This is a genomic window from Pseudomonas sp. NPDC099000 (assembly GCF_044759925.1).
Lineage (GTDB): Bacteria > Pseudomonadota > Gammaproteobacteria > Pseudomonadales > Pseudomonadaceae > Aquipseudomonas.
Map to the genome: position 1 here is coordinate 94,261 of NZ_JBIWAF010000005.1, position 18,411 is coordinate 112,671.

General features: G+C 58.8%; 13 protein-coding genes. 9 read left to right on the plus strand and 4 right to left on the minus strand.

Annotated features, from left to right (window positions below):
* Positions 1-176 precede the first annotated feature (176 nt).
* Positions 177-1,559, minus strand: a complete 1,383-nt coding sequence (locus ACIQV9_RS08880; RefSeq protein WP_403100132.1) for a carbohydrate porin — start codon at positions 1,557-1,559, stop codon at positions 177-179.
* Positions 1,560-1,924: 365 nt separating this feature from the next.
* Here ACIQV9_RS08880 and ACIQV9_RS08885 point away from each other — a divergent pair, with 365 nt between their 5' ends.
* Together ACIQV9_RS08885 and ACIQV9_RS08890 are read left to right on the plus strand one after the other, a co-directional pair.
* Positions 1,925-2,155: a VF530 family DNA-binding protein gene (locus ACIQV9_RS08885; RefSeq protein WP_403100134.1), complete on the plus strand. Its 231-nt coding sequence runs from the start codon at positions 1,925-1,927 to the stop codon at positions 2,153-2,155.
* A 2-nt stretch (positions 2,156-2,157) separates the two neighbouring features.
* Entirely contained in the window at positions 2,158-2,814 is a 657-nt protein-coding gene (locus ACIQV9_RS08890) for a Pr6Pr family membrane protein (protein WP_403100135.1), read from the plus strand.
* Between the two features lie 229 nt (positions 2,815-3,043).
* Here the strand turns inward: ACIQV9_RS08890 and ACIQV9_RS08895 are convergent, their stop codons facing one another.
* Positions 3,044-3,826: a siderophore-interacting protein gene (locus tag ACIQV9_RS08895; protein WP_403100137.1), complete on the minus strand. Its 783-nt coding sequence runs from the start codon at positions 3,824-3,826 to the stop codon at positions 3,044-3,046.
* Positions 3,823-4,401, minus strand: coding sequence for a PadR family transcriptional regulator (locus ACIQV9_RS08900; protein WP_403100138.1), 579 nt, complete (start codon positions 4,399-4,401; stop codon positions 3,823-3,825). Before ACIQV9_RS08900 ends, ACIQV9_RS08895 begins: the two co-directional genes overlap by 4 nt.
* A gap of 511 nt (positions 4,402-4,912) precedes the next feature.
* Between ACIQV9_RS08900 and ACIQV9_RS08905 the strand changes: the two genes are divergently transcribed.
* The 7 genes from ACIQV9_RS08905 (at position 4,913) to ACIQV9_RS08935 (ending at position 13,237) form a co-directional block, all read left to right on the plus strand.
* Positions 4,913-5,404, plus strand: coding sequence for a CS1 type fimbrial major subunit (locus tag ACIQV9_RS08905; protein WP_403100140.1), 492 nt, complete (start codon positions 4,913-4,915; stop codon positions 5,402-5,404).
* 114 nt (positions 5,405-5,518) lie between these two features.
* Positions 5,519-8,041 (plus strand): TcfC E-set like domain-containing protein, encoded by a 2,523-nt coding sequence (locus tag ACIQV9_RS08910; protein ID WP_403100141.1) that lies wholly within the window; start codon positions 5,519-5,521, stop codon positions 8,039-8,041.
* The gene (locus tag ACIQV9_RS08915; RefSeq protein ID WP_403100143.1) at positions 8,041-9,339 is read left to right on the plus strand and encodes a hypothetical protein; all 1,299 of its coding nucleotides are present in this window, start codon (positions 8,041-8,043) and stop codon (positions 9,337-9,339) included. Before ACIQV9_RS08910 ends, ACIQV9_RS08915 begins: the two co-directional genes overlap by 1 nt.
* Before the next feature lie 45 nt (positions 9,340-9,384).
* The gene (locus ACIQV9_RS08920) at positions 9,385-10,125 is read left to right on the plus strand and encodes a molecular chaperone (protein ID WP_403100144.1); all 741 of its coding nucleotides are present in this window, start codon (positions 9,385-9,387) and stop codon (positions 10,123-10,125) included.
* Positions 10,126-10,130: 5 nt separating this feature from the next.
* Complete coding sequence (locus tag ACIQV9_RS08925; RefSeq protein ID WP_403100146.1) at positions 10,131-10,622, plus strand: CS1 type fimbrial major subunit; 492 nt, start codon at positions 10,131-10,133, stop codon at positions 10,620-10,622.
* A 102-nt stretch (positions 10,623-10,724) separates the two neighbouring features.
* Positions 10,725-11,927, plus strand: a complete 1,203-nt coding sequence (locus tag ACIQV9_RS08930) for a hypothetical protein (protein ID WP_403100148.1) — start codon at positions 10,725-10,727, stop codon at positions 11,925-11,927.
* Between the two features lie 62 nt (positions 11,928-11,989).
* Positions 11,990-13,237, plus strand: a complete 1,248-nt coding sequence (locus ACIQV9_RS08935) for a hypothetical protein (protein WP_403100150.1) — start codon at positions 11,990-11,992, stop codon at positions 13,235-13,237.
* Positions 13,238-13,281: 44 nt separating this feature from the next.
* On the opposite strand, the gene ACIQV9_RS08940 is transcribed toward ACIQV9_RS08935, so the two are convergent.
* The gene (locus tag ACIQV9_RS08940; RefSeq protein ID WP_403100151.1) at positions 13,282-18,354 is read right to left on the minus strand and encodes an NEL-type E3 ubiquitin ligase domain-containing protein; all 5,073 of its coding nucleotides are present in this window, start codon (positions 18,352-18,354) and stop codon (positions 13,282-13,284) included.
* Positions 18,355-18,411: the final 57 nt, after the last annotated feature.

An 18,411-nucleotide genomic window follows, 5' to 3' on the forward strand; every position in this document is an offset into this window, starting at 1 on the left:
TTCACTGTAGATGACGATCCTGGGCGGGCATGGTTCAGATAAAAAACGGTTGGACGCCGCATTACCTTGTAGGAGCGAGGCTTGCCCGCGAAGAGGCCATCACGTTCAACATTGATGGTGGCTGACACGCAGCCTTCGCGGGCAAGCCTCGCTCCTACAGGGTTCTGGGGTGTTGGTTAGAACGATGACTGGATTTTTATCCCCCCAATCAGCGCGTCATCGACCCTGTCCACGCCACCGGGGTGGCGGATGTATTGCAGGTTCGGGCGCACGGTCAGCCAGTTCGTGACGTGCACGCCGTAATAGAGTTCGGCGCTGTATTCGGTGTCTTGCGGCGGCAGAAAGGACGGGTCGTCGTAGTCGAAAACGGCGCGGGCCTGGTTGGTCGCTTCGGCGTTCTTGCGATAGGCCGGGTTGACGTGCACCCGGGCGAGGGCAAAGCCGATGTCGTCTTTGGCGCGAGCATCGAACAGGCCTTTGTAGACGACGCCGGCCTGGACATAGTTGTCGATGGCGTTGGTCTTCTTGTCGTGCATCGTGCCGTTGGCGAACACGCTAAGGCCGCGGGAGTTGTCGCTGGCACGGCTGGTGATCTGCTGCTGCACACCCAGCCACACGCCGTGCTTGCTCGACGCGCTGCGGTAAGCCTCGCCGCTCAGGGCTGCCGGCTGCCCATTGCTGTCCTTGTAGGCATCCGTGGCCTTGGCGTTGCTGTAGTAATAACCGGCGCGGTATTCGCCCGGCAGGCCGTTGAGCTTGGGCGACCACACCAGTTCGACCGGCAAGATCACGCCTTGAGTGCCGCTGCCGCTGAGCTTGAAGCCATTGCCGCGATCGAGGTTCGACGGGTTTTGCTCATACGCGCCGACTTGCGCGTACAGCTCGGGTGTCAGGTGATATTTCACGCGCATCGCCCACTGGCTGACCGGCCAGTTGTACCAGATGCCGCCGACCCAGTTGCCAACCTGCGAGCCGCAAAACGCCAGGTTCTGGAAGTCGCACGGGAAGCTATTGAAGTCCTCGCCCTCGCCGAAACGGCCGACCTTGATGTCGAGTTTCTGATCGAAGAATTTCTGCTGATACCACATCTGCGTCAGGCGCCAGGTTTGCCCGCGGCCCCAGACTTCCTGAGCGGAAGTGAAGCCGCCGACGCGCGGGTCGTTGATCCGGTCGTTGCTGATGTTGTTGCCATTGCGCTCGGTGATGGTCAGCTGAAATTCAGCGTCGTCCCAGCCGAGGATTTTCTGCAAATCCAGATGTGTGCCGAAACCAAACTGGTCGCTGTAGCGCGCGGTGCGATCGTGGTCGTAGCCACCGTGCAGATTGCTGCCCATTTCGCCGGTGTAATCGACTTTGAAGTCGTAGCCTTTTTCCGAAAGTTCGGTGCGCGTGCCGTTCCAGTCGCCGAGCATCCAGGGGGACTCGCTATCGAAGGCGGGAGCGGCCTGGGTGCATGTGGCCAGGCTCAACGCGGTGAACCCACCGATCAGGTTCAGGGCTTTTCGGCTGGCAATAGCGGTGCAGACAGCGCTGTCTCGCGGAGTTGGGAAATCAGGCATAGAGAAGGAATTCTTGATCTTTTTCTGGGGGGTGAACGGAAAGCGGCACTATGTCGCGGGCAGATGAAGCGTTTCAGCTTGACGGGCGCAAGGATAATGTCCTGTTACAAATAGAGAAAGCGCTTTTGCTGACATGGAGCGTTTCGGATTTGGTAACAGTGCGTGGGAAAGATCGCAGCCTCGTTTCACTCGACAGCTCCTACATTGAAACGCGTGCCCCTTGTAGGAGCTGTCGAGTAAAACGAGGCTGCGATCTTTTGCGTTTCACCTACATTTAACTGACCACACACAGATCGCTTCCCCCCAACGAAGCCCTCGGCTAAGGTGCGCGGCTTCCCATCCCCTACATCGCTCGAAGGCCCGGCATGACCGAACAGAACAACAACCCGCTGCATGGCGTGACACTGGAGCAAATCCTCAACGCCCTGGTTGAACATTACGAATGGTCGGGGCTGGCCGAGCGTGTCGATATCCGCTGTTTCAAGAGTGACCCGAGCATCAAGTCGAGCCTGACCTTCCTGCGCAAAACCCCGTGGGCGCGGGAGAAGGTCGAGCGCTTGTACGTGAAGCTGATGCGCACCAAGCGTCCGCTCTGAACATGGGCTCGCTCTCGACGCCAGATTCTGCCGCGAGGCGTCGTTTTGTGGCGGTGGCCGCGGTGCTGGGCTGGGCGGGGCTGGCCATTCAGCTGTACCTGATTCTCTACTCGCGCTGGACGCTGCAAGCCAGTTTGCTGGGTGGGCTGATGAGCTTCTTCAGCTATTTCACCGTGCTGACCAATACGCTGGTGGCGACCGTGCTGACGTGCGAGCTGACATCCCGCGAGTCAGCGGCGCGACGCTGGTTTTTGCAGCCGTGGGTCAGCAGCGCCATTGCCGTGAGCATCGTGGTCGTCGGTCTGGCGTACAGCCTGCTGTTGCGCCACTTGTGGCATCCCGAAGGCTGGCAGTTGCTGGCCGATGAGCTGATGCATGACGTCATGCCGCTGCTTTTTCTGACGTATTGGTGGTGGTGCGTGCCAAAAGGCACCTTGCGCCTGGGGCATATCGGGTTGTGGGTGATCTATCCGCTGGTGTACTTCGCCTATTCATTGCTGCGCGGGCATGAATTGGCGGTTTATCCCTATCCGTTCATTGATGTCGGTACGTTGGGTTATCCACAGGTGTTTTTGAATGCGGCGGGGTTGTTGGTTGGGTTTGTTCTCGTTGCGCTTGTCTTGATCGGGCTGGATCGGTGGCGCCCGGGCCGAAAGTGAACACCCATTGTGGCGAGGGGACTTTGTGGCGAGGGGACTTGTCCCCGTTGGGTTGCGCAGCAGCCCCAGAATCTCGGCAAGTGTCGAAAATTTTGGGAGCGCTTCGCACTCCAACGGGGACAAGTCCCCTCGCCACAAAAGCCCCTCTCCACAGTAGCCCCTCTCCACAGAAGCCCCGTCACCACAGAAGTCCCCTGGCCACAGAAAATCTGGCAGGCGTAAAAGCCTTTCACTCTTCGTCGCTGTCATCCGCCCGCCAGTAACCCACGGCTTTGACGAATTGCTCGTTCAAACCATGCTCATCGAGCAGCACCCGGCGGATCTGCCGTGACACCTTGGTCTCGGTCGCCACCCACGCATACAGATTGCCGCTCGGCACTTGCAACTGCTTCACGGTGGTCAGCAAGTTGTCTTTGCCACCGTCGCGCAAGACCCAGATCACGTTGACCTGCGCGGCGCTTTCCAGGCGTTGCTGCTCGGCGCCGTTCTCCACTTCCACGATCACCAGCGCACGCCGATTGGCCGCCAAACCTTCGAGCCGGCGGGCGATAGCGGGCAGGGCGGTTTCGTCGCCGATCAGCAGGTAACTGTCGAACATGTCCGGCACGATCATAGAGCCCTTTGGCCCGCCGATGTGCAGGAACTGGCCGGGTCTGGCCTGCTCGGCCCAGGTCGCGGCAGGGCCGTCGCCATGCAACACAAAGTCAATGTCCAGTTCCAGAGTGTCGAGGTCGTAACGACGGGGCGTGTAGTCGCGCATCGCCGGCATCGGGCCGTTGTCTTTACCGGCGCCGAGCACCAGGGTTTCCAGCGCCGCTTGTTCCGCCGCGTTCTGCGGGAACAGCAGTTTGACGTGGTCGTCCGTGCCGAGGCTGACGAAACCGGCCAGCTCCGGGCCGCCCAGGGTGATCCGGCGCATCCGCGGCGTCAGGTCAACCACCCGCAGCACTTGCAGGCGGCGGCGTTTGATTTCATGCATGACACGGTGAATGGTGTGCACAACGTCAGTCATTCGGCTTGCTCCTGAACGGGTTGAACGGCAGGGCCATCGACGATGGCTTTGGCGGTGTTATTGAGCAGGTCGCGAACCCGCAGGATTTCTTCCGGGCTCCAGCGGCCGTGATGCATCTGCAGGGCGTGACGCAAGTTGTGCACCGCCTCGTGGATCTCGGCCGGGCGATCATGGCCGCGCAACGAACGCTTGCTGACTTCGATGCGCATCCGCACGCCGTCCAGCGCAATCGCCTGTTGGGTCAACGACAGACGTCCGGCGTCGGTGATGGTGTAGCGCTTTTTGCCGCCCTCGGCATCGCCCAGGATCATTTCGCTTTCTTCGAGAAAGGTCAGGGTCGGGTAGATCACGCCGGGGCTGGGGCTGTAGGCGCCGTCGAACATGTTTTCGATCTGGCGGATCAGGTCATAACCGTGGCAGGGCTGTTCGGCGATCAGTGCCAGCAACAGCAATTTCAGGTCACCGGGGGCGAACACCCGTGGACCGCGTCCGCCGCGTTCACGGCCGGGGCCAGGGCGTTTTTCGAAGCCGTCGCGGCTGTCGTTGTGGTCTCGATGGGAATGATGGTCTCTCATTTTTGCGTCTTCTCTCGTCGTGTTTAGATACAACTTAAGATATATCGTAAGGCTTACGCAAGCGTTCTGGACCAACGGTCCGCTTCGGTCGCCGCCCTGGGGCCAGGCGCAATCAGTGACGAAGAAAGATGCGATTGTTGCTCTTTTAGAGTAATTGAACTAATCATGGAAGTTGTGCGGTTGGTAATTAGTTCATCATCATGAGATAAGTAGTCCCGGTCTTACGGAAGTTTGATTAGTTCATATCTGTGTGCTTTTTCAGTTAAAACTGTGTGTAGTATTTCTCTGAGGGTAAAACAATCCAGTTAGCGGTTTTTCAAACTTTTTCCTAGTGTTCGAAAGCCATTGTTACTACATGTTCTTCGGAAGTTGCGTACTTACTTTCTCAAGGGATTGGACGATCATTCTTCGGCGTCGAAAGTTAAGCGAAATCGCCATCACCGCGTGGAGTGATGTTCGCTTGCCAAGACTTTCCTCGGCCCAATCCTTTGAAAAAGACAGGTACTCAACAATGTTCAAGAAGATTGCAATCGCCGTTCCGATGACCCTCCTGGCCTTGAGCGCTTCGATGGCGTTCGCTGCTGAAGAATCGCGCACCTCCATCAACATTACTGCGGATATTCCAAGCAAGGTCTTCCATGCCCAGCCTGTGAACCCGGACTTCGGCAGAGACGAGAGAATGCAATACGTCGTTGGCGCCGGCGACCTGACCGAGGTCCGTGGTACCTATGATATTCAACACACCAATGGCTCGGTCGGCGCTTATGTCGTCGGCGGTCCTACCCCACTGTTCAACGGTAATCCAACCTTGAACATTCCGCTGACTTACACCTTCAATGGCACGGTGCTGACTGCCGATTCCCAGGAAGTGGTAGGCGATACCGAGTCCAACGGTGGCATGCGCGCAGACCTGGTCATCAAGGCCGCGAAGCCGAACAACAATCAGGTGGGGGTCTACACGGCCAACCCGGTTGTCATGTTTGATGCCATTCCGCGCATTTAAACCAACGCGCGTTCTGTAAGTAAGTTCTGTCTTACTTGACAACGTTCACCGATCGACAGGGGGTTGTTCCTGTCGATCGGGTTTCAACGAATTTATCTTCAGAGTATTTCGTTCATGTTCCCGATGACTCCCATCGCGACGGCACTTGCCCTGTGTTTTTGTGCAACTGCCCTGGCCGCGCCAGCGGACAACGGCCACACTCCCCGAAGTTTGCTTGCGCAAGCCAAGGGTTTACCGAGCGAGTTCGAAGAGCACTTCTTTGATGTACCGCTGGCGGTGCGCGTGGAACTTGATCAACAGTTTCTCGGTGAGGCGATGGTCGTGTTGACCCGCGACGATCGCATCACCCTCGTTGACTTCGCCGATGTCAGCGACAGCACGATCAAGCCCAGTGAGCGCGACATCTGGGCCAACTACCTGAAAAAAGGCGTGGTGCTGGGCGCCTGCCAGGCCAATTGCCCCGAACAACTGCTGGCCGTGCACTACAGCCTGGAAAATTCGCTGGTGTCGATCCTCACGGAAAACGCCGAGCGTGATGATCAGGTGCAGCTCTATTACAACCTGCCCGAAGGCGGCAGCACCGGGTTGATCGTGCGCAACCAGCTGAACCTCAATGGCGGCCAGAACCAGGACCTCGGTGGTCGCTACGGTCTGGAAGCCAGCAGCAGCGTGGGCAACTGGACTCAGGCGGTGAACATGCAGTTGTCCCGCCTGGGCGGTGTGGACAACCAGACCTATCACGCCGTGCACGAGCTCTTTACCCAGCGCGAACTGCAAGGCAATTTCCTGCGTCTGGGCTTGTTCACGCCCACCTCGGAAGGCCTGACGCGCCAACCGCGCTCCTTTGGCGCCAGCCCCGACACCGCGCTGGGCGTCATGTACGGCAGTTCCGACAGCCTGGCCATCAACAACCCGAAACCGGCGGTCTACCCGATCTATGTCACGGCCAATCGCCAGGGTTCGGTGGAAATCTATCGCGACGGCTTGCTGATCAACACTCAGGCGATGCCGGCCGGTTTACAGACCCTTGATACGCGGCCATTGCCCGGCGGCATTTATGAAGTCGAAGTGCGACTGATCGAAGACGGCCAGATCACCTCCAGCACTCAGGAACTGGTCTACAAACCCAACAACTGGCGCAATCATGACGAGCGCTGGCGCTACAACCTGTTCGCCGGGCGTGAATCGAAAATGCTCAGCAACTGGGATGAGCAGGCCGACGGCGACATGACCGCCGGCGCTGCGTTCAACTTCCTGCTGCACCCGCGGGTGATTCTCGGCCTGTCGGGTCGACAAGTGAAAGACACCCTGCAATACGGCACATCGGTCGACTGGGCCATCGTCAACAACGCCAGCCTCTATGCCAACGTCTACAAGACCGAGGACTACGGCACCGGCTTCGACGTGCAGGGTCTTTATTCCTACGGCAGCGGCAGCATCGTCGCCAGCCATAACCGCAGCTGGCTCGACACCACCCGGCTCTACGACACCCTGCCCGACGGCACGCGAGTGCGGCAGCGCAACGTATTTATCGGCCAGACCAGCAACTCGTCGTTGTCGCTGAATCATCGACTCACCAGCAAAAGTTCGGTCAATGCCCGGGTGTCCCACAGCGAAGGCAACACCGAAGGCGTCGGTGTGGATCTGGGCTGGACCCAACGCACGCAACTGTTCGGCAGCGACGCCAATTGGCGCCTGTCACTGTTCGACAGACCGGGCAGCTTCAGCTCGGGGAATGATCGAAATCGCGGGCTTGATCTGAGTGTGAGTGTCGCGCTGGGTGGTCCGGGAGAACAGCTCTCCGGCAGCATCGGCACCCGCACCGATCGCGACGGCGGGCGCGATAACAATGCTTCGATCACCTACCGCAAAGACTTGCAGGATCACCTTCTGCAAAGCGTTTCCGCCACGGCCATCACCGACACCTATGGCATCGGCATGAACGCGATGGCGACGATGCAATCGGACCTGGCCAACGCCGACGGTTTTATCCAGCGCTCCTCGTACAACAACGACTTCACCGGTGGCCTGAACCTCGACAGCACCGTCGCCGTCGGCGGGCAGAAAATAGTCATGACCAGCCAGTACCACCGCAACGGTGCCGGCATGATCATCGATGTCGAATCGGACATCGACGACATCGCCCTGCGTGCCGACGATTTGAGCGGCGGCAGCGCGGTGCTCAAGCCCGGACGCAATTTCGTGCCGATCACCGCCTACAAAAGCAGCTCTGTCAGTTTCGATTTCGAAGGCAACCACGTGCCTGCCGCGACCATCCAGCCGGCCCGTTCCAGTTATCACCTGAACAAGGGCGGCGTGGATTATCGCCAGATTCGCGTGATGCGAACCCTCACCGTACTCGGCCGCCTGATCGACCCCCAGGGCAACCCGCTCAAGGGCCATCACATCATCAACCACGCCAGTCGCGGGGTGAGTGAGGTGGACGGTTTCTTCTCCATGGAAATGAATGCCGGTTCACCGACCCTGGAAGTGCGCCACGGCAACCAGTTGCTGTGCCAGTTCCGCCTGGACCCGAGCAATGGCCGCACGGAAAACAATGTGCTGATGATCGGCGATCTGCGCTGCACGCCGGACACGTTGGCGGATGTGGCCGATGCCGTGCAGAGGGCGGGTTGATGGACGCTGCTCAATTTTCTGGAGTTTTTAATGTGCTGAACGTATTGGGCGCCCTGCCATGGCAAAAGGTCAGGAGGATTTTATTCGGGACCTGCCTGGTTGTTTCGAGTTCTCAGAGCGGAGCAGTCGTGTTGCCTGTCACGGCCACCTTCAATCCGGACCCGAGCAACCCGCAGAAGAATGAATTCAGGAACACGACACCCAGTACAGGATTTTGCCGGGACTATCCGACCATTTGCCAGGCATACGGGATATTCAGCCTGCGCTCTCATCTGAATATCGCCCTCAATGGCCCCATTCAAGCCCATCACACCGATGTACGAAAAGGCGCGATGATCAAGACGCCAGCTGCCTGGCGCCGGTTGACAGTTCGGGAGCGCACGACAGGTGAAGAGGCGCAGGTGGAAGTTCGTATTGCCGGGATGGGGGGCGACTACAGGCTGAGTGATGATGTGCGGTCGCTGACCGGTATCACGGATGTCTTCAACGCTCATGCTGTGTTATGGGGGCAGTATTGGTCGTCGGCGCCTAGCCCCTGTTTCAGTATTGGCCGCAATACCGTCAGTTCTACGCGCTACACGTTTTTCTGGTTAACCCCTGAGGAAGCAGTCTGTAGCAAACAAGCCAAGTTCCTTATTCCTGGTTTCGGTTTTTCGCAACTGAACTTCACTTACGAACTGCGCACCCCGGACCCGCTGAAAATGTCCACCGGCGTGTACGAAGGGACCCAGGTTTATTCGATCGGCCCCGGCGGTGACTTCGATCTTGGCGACATCGTTGTACCCACGGACAACCTCATCCAGCTCGACTTCACCCTCACCGTCGAGCACGCCCTCAAAGTCGAGATCCCACCCGGCGGCAATCGCGTCGAACTGGTGCCACAGGGCGGCTGGCAAGCCTGGCTGCAACAGGGCCGCAAGCCCACGCGGCTGTTCCGCGACCAGACCTTCAACATCTCTTCCAGTTCGCGCTTCAAGATGAAACTGGAATGTGAGTACACCCAAGACAGCAGGACCTGCTCGTTGCGCGAGCCGGTATCCGGCAATTTCGTGCCGCTGAACGTCAGCGTCAGCCTGCCCCGAGGCTTGAGCAATGCCAGTGGTCAGGGCGTCGAGCGTCAGCCCTTGCTGATGGATGGCAGCGGTACCGAACTGTTCCAGCCGGTGTTTTATGTGGAGCGCAGACCCGGAACGCTGCACTTCGAGATTCCTTCCGACGAAGTGGCGCAGATGCTGCGCCCGGGGCAACAACGACCGTATTCCGGGAATGTAACGGTTGTCTGGGATTCGGAAGTCTAGCCGTCCGCACGTTTGCTCAAGTTCATTTTTACGAGGTTCAGAACGATGAAACCCCTGTTGGCTCTGTTTGGTTTTTACCTGTTCACGCAAATGGCTCACGCCGGGCCGAGCATCAATATCGGCACGGTTTACGACTACCTGGACGGCGACAAAAGTACCTTTTTGAAACGCGTCTACAACGGCGGCGACAGCACCGCCTTCGTCAAGGTCAACATCCTTGAGATCCTCTACGACGCCGATGGCAAATCCCAGGAAGTGCCGCTTAAATCCAATGCCGACGGCAACTCCCGGGATGGCTTGATGGCCAGCCCGGCGCGGCTGATCGTGCCCGCCAGTGGCATGCAAGGCACGCGATTGCTGTACATGGGCGAGCGCGACAAGGAGCGCTATTTCCGCGTGCGGTTCGTGCCGGTGGTGCCCGAGAAAGAAGACGAGTTCGCGGTCTCCGGCGAGGAGCGTGAGGAATACAAGAAAGCCCTGTCCGCCGGGGTTACGGTGCTGGCCGGTTATGGCGCGGTGTTTTTCGTGCGCCCCAAGGACCCGCGTTACGCCAGCGTGATCGAAAACGAGGCGGCCAGGTACCGGATCCGCAATACCGGTAACACCGTGGTGGTGATCGATGAGTTCAAGGATTGCGCGGTCAAGAACGACCAGGACTGCCAGCCGACCACCAAGCATCACATTCTGGCCGGCCGCAACTTCGAGTTCGAGAAACAGGCCGGCCGCGAGTATCGCTTCACGTTGGTTGAAGGCGAGAGCCGCAAGAAACTCGATGTGAAAGGTTGATGACTATGTTCAGAAAATTGACGGTCCTGATGGTGTCGGCGGTGGCCTGCCATTCAGCGTATGCCGCCCGCGAAGTGCAGCACTTCGAAGTGTTCGTGACGATCCCAAGCCAGGCGTTTTATGTCATTCCCGCAGACCCCGGCTGGATTCACCGCGAACAGCAACTGCCGTGGAATCTGGCGACGTCGACCCTGGGCGGCTTGCGCAAGTATTTCGATGTGAAGAATGAAGCCGGCTCCATCGAAGCGCGCCTTGAGGGCAGGCCGTATTTGTCCAATGGGACGGATGGCCATGACATTGGTTTGCGCGTGCTGTTCAACGGCCATTTGCTGAATGAACTGGAAAGTAGCGAAGTGGTGTCGATGAGCGATGCGGCGCCGGGCAAACGTGTGTTGCTGGAGATCGTACCCATGCCACCTGTCGATGGGGTTTACAAACCCGGTAGCTATTTTGGCAGCGTCAACCTGGTTTTCAATGCGGTGCTGCCGGGTGCGTGATGCCATGAAAGATTGGCTGTCGACCTCACTCGTTTCAGGGGAAAAAACATGAATTGTTCACTGCGGCCGGGACGGCAGGTACGTTGCTGTGTCGGGATCGGGATGCTGCTCACCTGTTCTTCAGTCTGGTCGGAAGAAGTCTCGATCATGGCGTCGTTCAGACCGGATTCTGCAAACCCTCAGCAGAATAAATTCAGGAATGACACACCTTCCAGTGGTTACTGCGCGAGTTATCCTGGTGAGTGCCGCGACAACGACATGTTCAGCCTGCGCGTGCCGATTCGGTTCAACTCCAATGCGCCGATCCAGGCGAATCACCCGTCGTCGCGTCAGGGTGCTACGTTCAAAGTCCCGGCACAGTGGCGCGAGTTGTCCGTGGTGCACGAATCGACGGGCGAACCCGAGACGGTCAAGGTTCGAATTGCAGGTCTGGGCTCCCGGTATGTGACGGAGGACGTTCTCAGTCTTGTCGGTGGAGGGAGCAACTATCAACTTGCCCACGCTCAACTGTGGGGCGCCAGTTGGGTGTATGCGCCCGCTCCCTGTCTTTATAGTGGCGTAGGGCTTATGGGGACGAATAACTATGCCTTTTTCTGGAAAACTCCAGCCGAGGCCAACTGCGATAAGCAGGCCAGGTTCAACGTGCCGTGGTTGCGTTACGACTATCTGGATTTCGCTTATGAACTGGTCACCCCCAACCCGTTGGGCATGTCATCGGGCCGTTATTCGGGAAGCCTGACCTACAGCGTCGGACCGAACGGCGATTTCGACATGGGTGATGTCATGCAACCAAGCGATTCAGCACTCACGCTGAACTTCACTCTGGAAGTGCAACACACGCTCAAGGTCGAGATTCCCCCCGGGGGCAATCGCGTTGAACTGGTCCCGCAGGGCGGCTGGCAAGCCTGGCTGACGCAGGGACGCAAGCCGACACGCCTGTTCCGCGATCAGACGTTCAATATATCGTCGTCGAGTCGCTTCAAGATGAACCTGTCATGCCAGTACGGCTTCGATGCTGATACCTGCGCTGTGCAAGACCGCGTTTCCCGTCACTCCGTTCCGATAAACGTCAGCGTGACCCTGCCCAATGGCCTGGTGGATGCCGCCGCTCAACCGGTCATTCGCCGGCCGCTACGGCGCGGTACCAGTGGCGCCGAGCTGTTCCAGCCACACTTCTATGTCGATCGAAAGCCTGGAACGTTGCACTTCGAGATTGCGCAGGATCAGGTTGGCGAAATGCTCAAGCCGAATGTCGCCAGTACCTACTCGGGCCTTGTCACGGTCATCTGGGATTCGGAAGTTTAACGGGCGCCTGAAGGATTAATTCAGCAAGGCTGAGCATCAATATGGACTTTGAAGGAAAGACAATGCGGTTTCTATGTGGACAATCGGTTCGACTTTTGAGATGCCTGTCGTTTGCTGTGTTTGCACTGCCGGTGCAGGCGGCAGTCATGGAGATCGAAGCGGAATTCGTGCCGGATTCGTCAAAGCCGCAGAAGAATGAATTCGTCAACCTGACGCCCTCGGAGGGGTTCTGTCGCCAAGTCCCGACGGCCTGTGAGCCGTATGGGCTGTTCAGCCTCGGTGCGCCCATTGCTTTCACGGCCAATGCACCGATTCTGGCCAATCACACGGACCCTCGCCAGGGCGGTATGGCCCGTGTTCCCTCGGACTGGAGAGACGTGGTAGTGACCCATGAGTCGGGGGATTCGAAAATCCTGTCCGTGCGAATCGGTGGTATTGGTCACGAAGCGTCAATTCCCCGAACCATCATGGAATTGACGGGAGGAGGTTGGTGGGACGAACTGTGGGAAGGCGGGCGTTGGGTGTATGCGCCTGCGCCGTGTGAAGGTGTCGGTTCGGCCACTGCGGGCCCTGTGGGTTACAACAGTTTCTGGAGAGTCCCTTTAGGGGCGGGCGTGTGCAGCAAGAAGGCACTGTTCGACATCCCGCTGTCCTTTCGGTATCTGTATTTCGTGTTCGCCTATGAACTGCGCACGCCCGATCCGTTGAACATGGTCGCGGGTAAATACACCGGTTCGATTACCTATTCGGTCGGTCCGCATCAGGACTTCGACATGGGCGATGTCATGATTCCCAATGACAACCAACTGACCCTCAACTTCTCCCTGGATGTTCGGCACACGCTCAAGGTCGAGATTCCCCCCGGGGGCAATCGCGTTGAACTGGTCCCGCAGGGCGGCTGGCAAGCCTGGCTCACGCAGGGGCGCAAGCCGACGCGGTTGTTTCGTGATCAGACGTTCAATCTCTCTTCGTCGAGTCGCTTCAAGATGAGCCTGGACTGCCAGTACAGCACCGATGGCAATCGCTGCTCGGTGCGCGATCAGGCTTCGGGTCACGTCGTGCCGCTCGACGTCAGCCTGACCCTGCCCAATGGCCTGGTGGATGGCGCCGATCAACCGGTCAGCCGCCGGCCGTTGCGGCGCGACGGCAGTGGTACCGAGCTGTTCCAGCCGCGCTTTTATGTCGATCGCAAACCGGGAACTTTGCACTTCGAGATTGCGCAGGACGAAGTCGGCGAAATGCTCAAGCCCGGAGTCGCCCGAACGTACTCGGGCAATGTCACGGTGATCTGGGATTCACAAGTGGGTTAAGCGTTGAACCCTGATGCATCACCCGATGCACCAGGGTCTGCCGATTACGGCTGTGCGTCTTTTTGCAGCGCTGCGCGGGTCAGCTTTCTGCTCAGCTCTTTTTCTTCGTAGCCCATGTCGTGAAGCAAACTGCCATAGACCTCATCGGTCATGTCTTCATCGGTCAACACCACCTTTTCATCGACATTCAGTCGCCGGGCGAGGTCTTGCAGGCGCTGTTTGAGTGCTCGTCGTTGTGCAATCTGCTGGCCTCTGGAACTGGCCCAGGCGTGTTGAACTTCGCGTAACTCATCCAGCAATTCGCTCTTGGTTTCGTAAAACCGGGCATTGCGCCTGAACTCGTTCGGGTAAGTGTCCTGCAGGTATTTCTGCCAGAACGGCAGTTCGATCATGTCGTTGATCAAGCCATCGCCGGCCTCCATGGACATCACCGTATCGAAGGCGGTGTTGAGGGTTTTGGCGTTCACGCTGGCCAAGGGGCGATACAGCATCGACTCCGATTGCCACGGTAAACCGAGGCGTTGAGCCAGGCCGGTTTCGTAGGCGAGGTACACCTCGACCTCATCCGGATTGCCCGGCCGACTGCCGAAGTCGGCACGGGCAATGTCATCCACGCGCGCGAGGCGAGCGGCACCTCTGGCCAGGTTCATCAGTTTGCTTTCAAGGACGGCGTTGGACGTCGACAACGCATAGGCTTCGGAGGCGAGCACCTTGATGCCCATGTGGTTGAACACCTGGGCCCCGGCATCGGCGCAGGTGGTGGGCGCCCTGGCCATTTCGAACAGATCCTTGCGCAACTCGGTGTCCAGGTCGATGGCTTCGATCATGCGCCATACCCGACTGCTGAGCTGTTGACGCAAATCACCACCGGCCTTGTAATCGGCCGAGCGGGCCTGTTTCTGGATCAAGGCAAAAAAATCCTCGGAGCCACGCTCGGTCATCAAGTCGTGCCAGGCTTCCTCCCGGAAAGTACCCAGCCCCGAGACCTCGGCACTCCACCATACCGAGTCGTCGTTCATCGGCCACAGGTTCATCGCGTCTCGTGCAGCGTTGGCATAGACCTGCTTGGGCGAGATGCCGACCGACCGTCGATACGCTTTGAAAGCGACCAGGTTGGCGTCCGAGAGTTGCTTTTCGTACAAACGGGTGCGCGCCAGGAGGAAGGCATCATCCGAGCCGGGCACGACTTTCGGAATGACGCTGATCGGGTTCTCCTGCAAATCCAGAAAGAAGCCGCGCGGTCGACGTTTGTTGAAGGGCCCGAACAGGCCATCGGGCCAGGTGGTGGCCCCCGTGTTGCTCAAACTCAGGATTCCCAGTTTTGGCATGCGTCCGACGTCCGGGAGCCTGCCCAACCGGGTGTTGTCATCGAGCCTGAGGGTTTCCATGTGGGTCAGGTTTCGCAGTTGCTCGACGGCCGACGGGGTCAATGTGATGTCGTTTTTCATCAACCGCAAAGTGCGCAGGTGGTGCATTTTGCCGATGCTGTCGGGAAGTCGTGTCAAGCCGCAGCTGCGGGCGCTCAGTTGCCGCAGATGAGGGAAGTCACCCAACAAACCGGAGGCAGTTTCGGAAAAGGTCGTGCGGTCCAGATTCAAGGTGCTGATCTGATCGAGGTAGCGCTTGATATCCGGCAGTTCCTTCCACCAGCGTTCGAGGTCGAGCACCCCGAACTCTGTGGACAGGTCCAGTGCATATCCGCCGTCGGCGGTGATACTGCGCTCACCAAAAACCGTGGGTTTGCGTTTGAAGCAATCGATGAAGCGTTCGGCAATGTGCAACCCGCCACTGTTGACGAACCCGCGTTGATCCGGGCCCCAGGTATCCGGCTGCTGGTAGCGCCAGCGATTGAACAGCACACGCAAGTCATCCAGTTCGCGGTCCAGTCGGGTCAGCGTCTGGTGCCCTTGTTCCTGCGAACCCAGGGATCGAACGAAGGTATTGACCTCGCGTTCGTTGAAGTGGGGGTAGATATCCTGCACCCGTTCGGTGAGCGTGGGGGCGACGGAGGAAAAACCGGGGCCGCGCAACAGCATCATGTCTTCATGGTCAGCCAGCGGACGGATCGGCGGTGCGGCGAGCGCAGTGCGGCGCTGCGCCGGTGTCTCGGTCTTGGCCATCACCCATTGCTTGAAAAGGGCGCCCTGGCCCGGCCGATAGCCCAGCTGCGCCTGTTTGTTTTTTGGCATGGCGTTGAGCACGGCTTCGTAAAAATCAGCGGCGTCGTGCAGTTTGTGGTTGTCGCCGTCCCAGACTTCGAACCGGTTTACATCATCCTTGACCAGCACCCGAACCATGGATGCGTCCTCGGCCCCCACACGGCTGCGCAAGGGGCCGGCATCGTTACCTTCGCGAACCTCGATGCGCAATTGCGCGAACGTGTCGGTATGAATCCTCAAGGCGTTCAGCACCAGGTTTTCGGTGTCCGCCACCCACTGCGCGTCGTCGTGGAAGCCTTCGTAGGCATGGTTGGTCCGGGCTTCGAAGGCGGCCTCACGGGCGCGGCTCTTGAGGCTCAACGGTAGTTGTTGCGTTTGGGTCATGCGCCTGAGGTCGGCAGCGTCGGCACTGTTCAGCAGCGATTCTGCCGCGCGGGACGGCAGCTCGGGAAAGGTCTGGCGTATGAGTCTTAGCTGCGGATCGTTGGACGCCTGAGCCCCTTGGTAAAGCTGATTGACGATGTCAGCGTCCATTCGACTGGCTTCGTCCGCCAGTCGATTACGCAACGCTTGCACCCGTTCACGTTTGGCGGTGGACCGGCCGAGCATGGCTTGCAGCTCTTCTTCGCTGAGAAACTCGACAAGGCCCGGCGCAAATTGCTCGCTCATGAGGTTGGACAAACTGGTGGACAGCGTTTGCTCGTCCGTCGCATCGGCATTGCCGTACTGGCGGAACCGGCCGCTCATGTCGGCGTTTTCGTAAACCTTCAGGGCTTTATCCGCAGGCCAGCCGTCCAGGTAAGTCGCCAGCGGTTCAAACCAGTAGGAGGAAGGATCCAGGGGCTGACCCGAGCGAATCCTTTCAATCGCCTGGCGGGCCTGGCGCTGGATGTTCAAGCGGGTGAGGCTGTCGTCCAGTAACGGTGGCGGGGCCGTGCTGTCGACGTACATCCGGCGCAGCGCACCGTCGTCGGTGCCGCTGGCGATGCGAACGTCTTCGAGCTGCGCGTCACTGAAAGCCTCCACGGAGTGGCCGAGACGGCGCATCAACGTTGGGCGATCCCAGGCTCGCGGGTTCTCGGCTTCATGAGTCCAGGCGCCGAGGCCGTTGTGTTTCAGCTCGGGCAGATAAGCATTCTCGCGATGCGGGTGTTTGACGCGGTAGTTGCCGGTTTGCGGATCCTTTTGCACGGCGTAGTACTTGTCATCCAGTGGCAGAACATTCTTGCCTTCGTGGGCATGCAGCCCCAGCGCGTCGGGTCTGGAGTCCGGCGATAATTGCGCATCGGGCAACTCATAAGGTTTGAGGTCGGGATTCCATAGCCGGGGTTCGCCGTTGGGCAGGGTGACCGGTTTCATGCCTTCGATCAGCGGCGACAGTTTCAGGCGTGCCAGCGTACCGATCTGCGCGCCGGCGGCAAACGCTGCCAGCTGAAGAACATCCGTGACCACGCCGACGATGTGTTCGGTGGCTTCGGTCCACAGCCCCAGGGTCATGTCGACGATGCCTTCGATGGCGTCGCTGGCCATCTGATAAGCCATGTAGCCCATCATCAGTTCACCGAGTCCGGGAACGAACGGCGTGACGACCATCAGGGCAATGTTGAAGATGTCCGAGACGATTTTCTTGAAGTTCTCCCACCAGGCCCAGCGGGCGTTGGTATCGGCATCAGCGGTGGACACGGCAATGTGGCGGGCGTCTTTGAGGACCTTGTCGAGCTTTTGCTCAAACAAGGATTCCCAGAGCTCGCCAGTGGACGGTGCGACACTGAACTGCAGCTGAGGGTCAGTGACGGCCACTTCCCGCCAGCTCGGCCTCTGGTCCAGCGGCTCTTTCTGATGCCATTTCACTTCGAACAGACGTTGTTGCAGCGCGCCGAAAAAATGCCCTCGATCGGACTGATCGACGAACCGGCTGAAGTATTGCCGGTAGTTCATGCCGGTGGACGATATGACGCCGTTGTCGCGCAGCTGACGCGTCATTTCATTCATGAAAGCGACGGTCGAGGGGTACTCTTTCAGTGGGTGCTCAGGGTCTTGCGGGACGTAAGCGAATATCGGCACAACCTCACGGGCCCGGTCCAGATCCGGCGTAATCAAGACGATCCCGGTCAGCAAACTGTCGAGAATCGACAGGTTGGCGAATTGCATTATCCGGCCTTTGCGGGTGAGGTTGCGCTGGCCATCGAGCATCATCAGGATCAGGTCACCGGCATCGGCGTCGATGTCGCCCTTCAGGACGGCCAGTCTGGCGGCCGCTTTAAACGCGGCTTTCTCGCTCTCGACAATCTTGTGTTTCAAAACAACCTGCGCGAGGCCGTCCCTGGGCCGCAACTGTTCTTCGAGGTATTTGGTGTAGCGCGCGCCAATGTCCAGCTCGCGACACAGGGTCTGGAACCGGGCGATGGACATTTTGCGTTTGATCGGCAGGATGTCGAAATGCCCGCGGGCATCGGGCTGGCTGATGAAGTCCGAGTCTGGTTCGCAGGTTTCGCTGCTCGCGAAGTTGTGCAGCGCCGCGTCCAGCAGTGAAACGATTCGGGTAACGGCACCGCCGATGTCGGCTGAATACCAGGGAAGCTTTTTGGGTAGATAAAGGTGCAAGTGAGTGGTCTTTACATCGACGTCGACACCGAACTGTTTCAGCAACGCCTCTGTCAGCAACGGTTCGGCGAATTCGTAAACGCCTTGTACCTTGTCCATGACCCGGTCGACGGTGTTTTGAGCGGACCAAAGTTCGAGGTTGGCTTCTTGTACCGGTGTGTGATCGAGGTCCCTGGTGGCCTGTACCCAATACCCTGAAGCCGTTTGTGTGAGGCTCAGTTCCCGAATCCGTCGCAGTGAAGCGTCCTTGAACGCAGGATGGATACGGCTCTTGATAAACGCGTAGTGGCGACCTTTATTGTCATCGGCCCCCGGTGTCGGTAGCGCTGATATACGTCCGTGTAAGTCAGTCATGCTTTTAATGAACCTTGAGCGTTAAGTGGAGTGACCAGCCTAACGCCCGAGGCTCAA

Excerpts from the sequence above, each read along its gene's own strand:
- ACIQV9_RS08880 (WP_403100132.1), bottom strand. The coding sequence starts at position 1,559 with ATGCCTGATTTCCCAACTCCGCGAGACAGCGCTGTCTGCACCGCTATT.
- ACIQV9_RS08885 (WP_403100134.1), top strand. The coding sequence starts at position 1,925 with ATGACCGAACAGAACAACAACCCGCTGCATGGCGTGACACTGGAGCAA.
- ACIQV9_RS08890 (WP_403100135.1), top strand. The coding sequence starts at position 2,158 with ATGGGCTCGCTCTCGACGCCAGATTCTGCCGCGAGGCGTCGTTTTGTG.
- ACIQV9_RS08895 (WP_403100137.1), bottom strand. The coding sequence starts at position 3,826 with ATGACTGACGTTGTGCACACCATTCACCGTGTCATGCATGAAATCAAA.
- ACIQV9_RS08900 (WP_403100138.1), bottom strand. The coding sequence starts at position 4,401 with ATGAGAGACCATCATTCCCATCGAGACCACAACGACAGCCGCGACGGC.
- ACIQV9_RS08905 (WP_403100140.1), top strand. The coding sequence starts at position 4,913 with ATGTTCAAGAAGATTGCAATCGCCGTTCCGATGACCCTCCTGGCCTTG.
- ACIQV9_RS08910 (WP_403100141.1), top strand. The coding sequence starts at position 5,519 with ATGTTCCCGATGACTCCCATCGCGACGGCACTTGCCCTGTGTTTTTGT.
- ACIQV9_RS08915 (WP_403100143.1), top strand. The coding sequence starts at position 8,041 with ATGGACGCTGCTCAATTTTCTGGAGTTTTTAATGTGCTGAACGTATTG.
- ACIQV9_RS08920 (WP_403100144.1), top strand. The coding sequence starts at position 9,385 with ATGAAACCCCTGTTGGCTCTGTTTGGTTTTTACCTGTTCACGCAAATG.
- ACIQV9_RS08925 (WP_403100146.1), top strand. The coding sequence starts at position 10,131 with ATGTTCAGAAAATTGACGGTCCTGATGGTGTCGGCGGTGGCCTGCCAT.
- ACIQV9_RS08930 (WP_403100148.1), top strand. The coding sequence starts at position 10,725 with ATGCTGCTCACCTGTTCTTCAGTCTGGTCGGAAGAAGTCTCGATCATG.
- ACIQV9_RS08935 (WP_403100150.1), top strand. The coding sequence starts at position 11,990 with ATGCGGTTTCTATGTGGACAATCGGTTCGACTTTTGAGATGCCTGTCG.
- ACIQV9_RS08940 (WP_403100151.1), bottom strand. The coding sequence starts at position 18,354 with ATGACTGACTTACACGGACGTATATCAGCGCTACCGACACCGGGGGCC.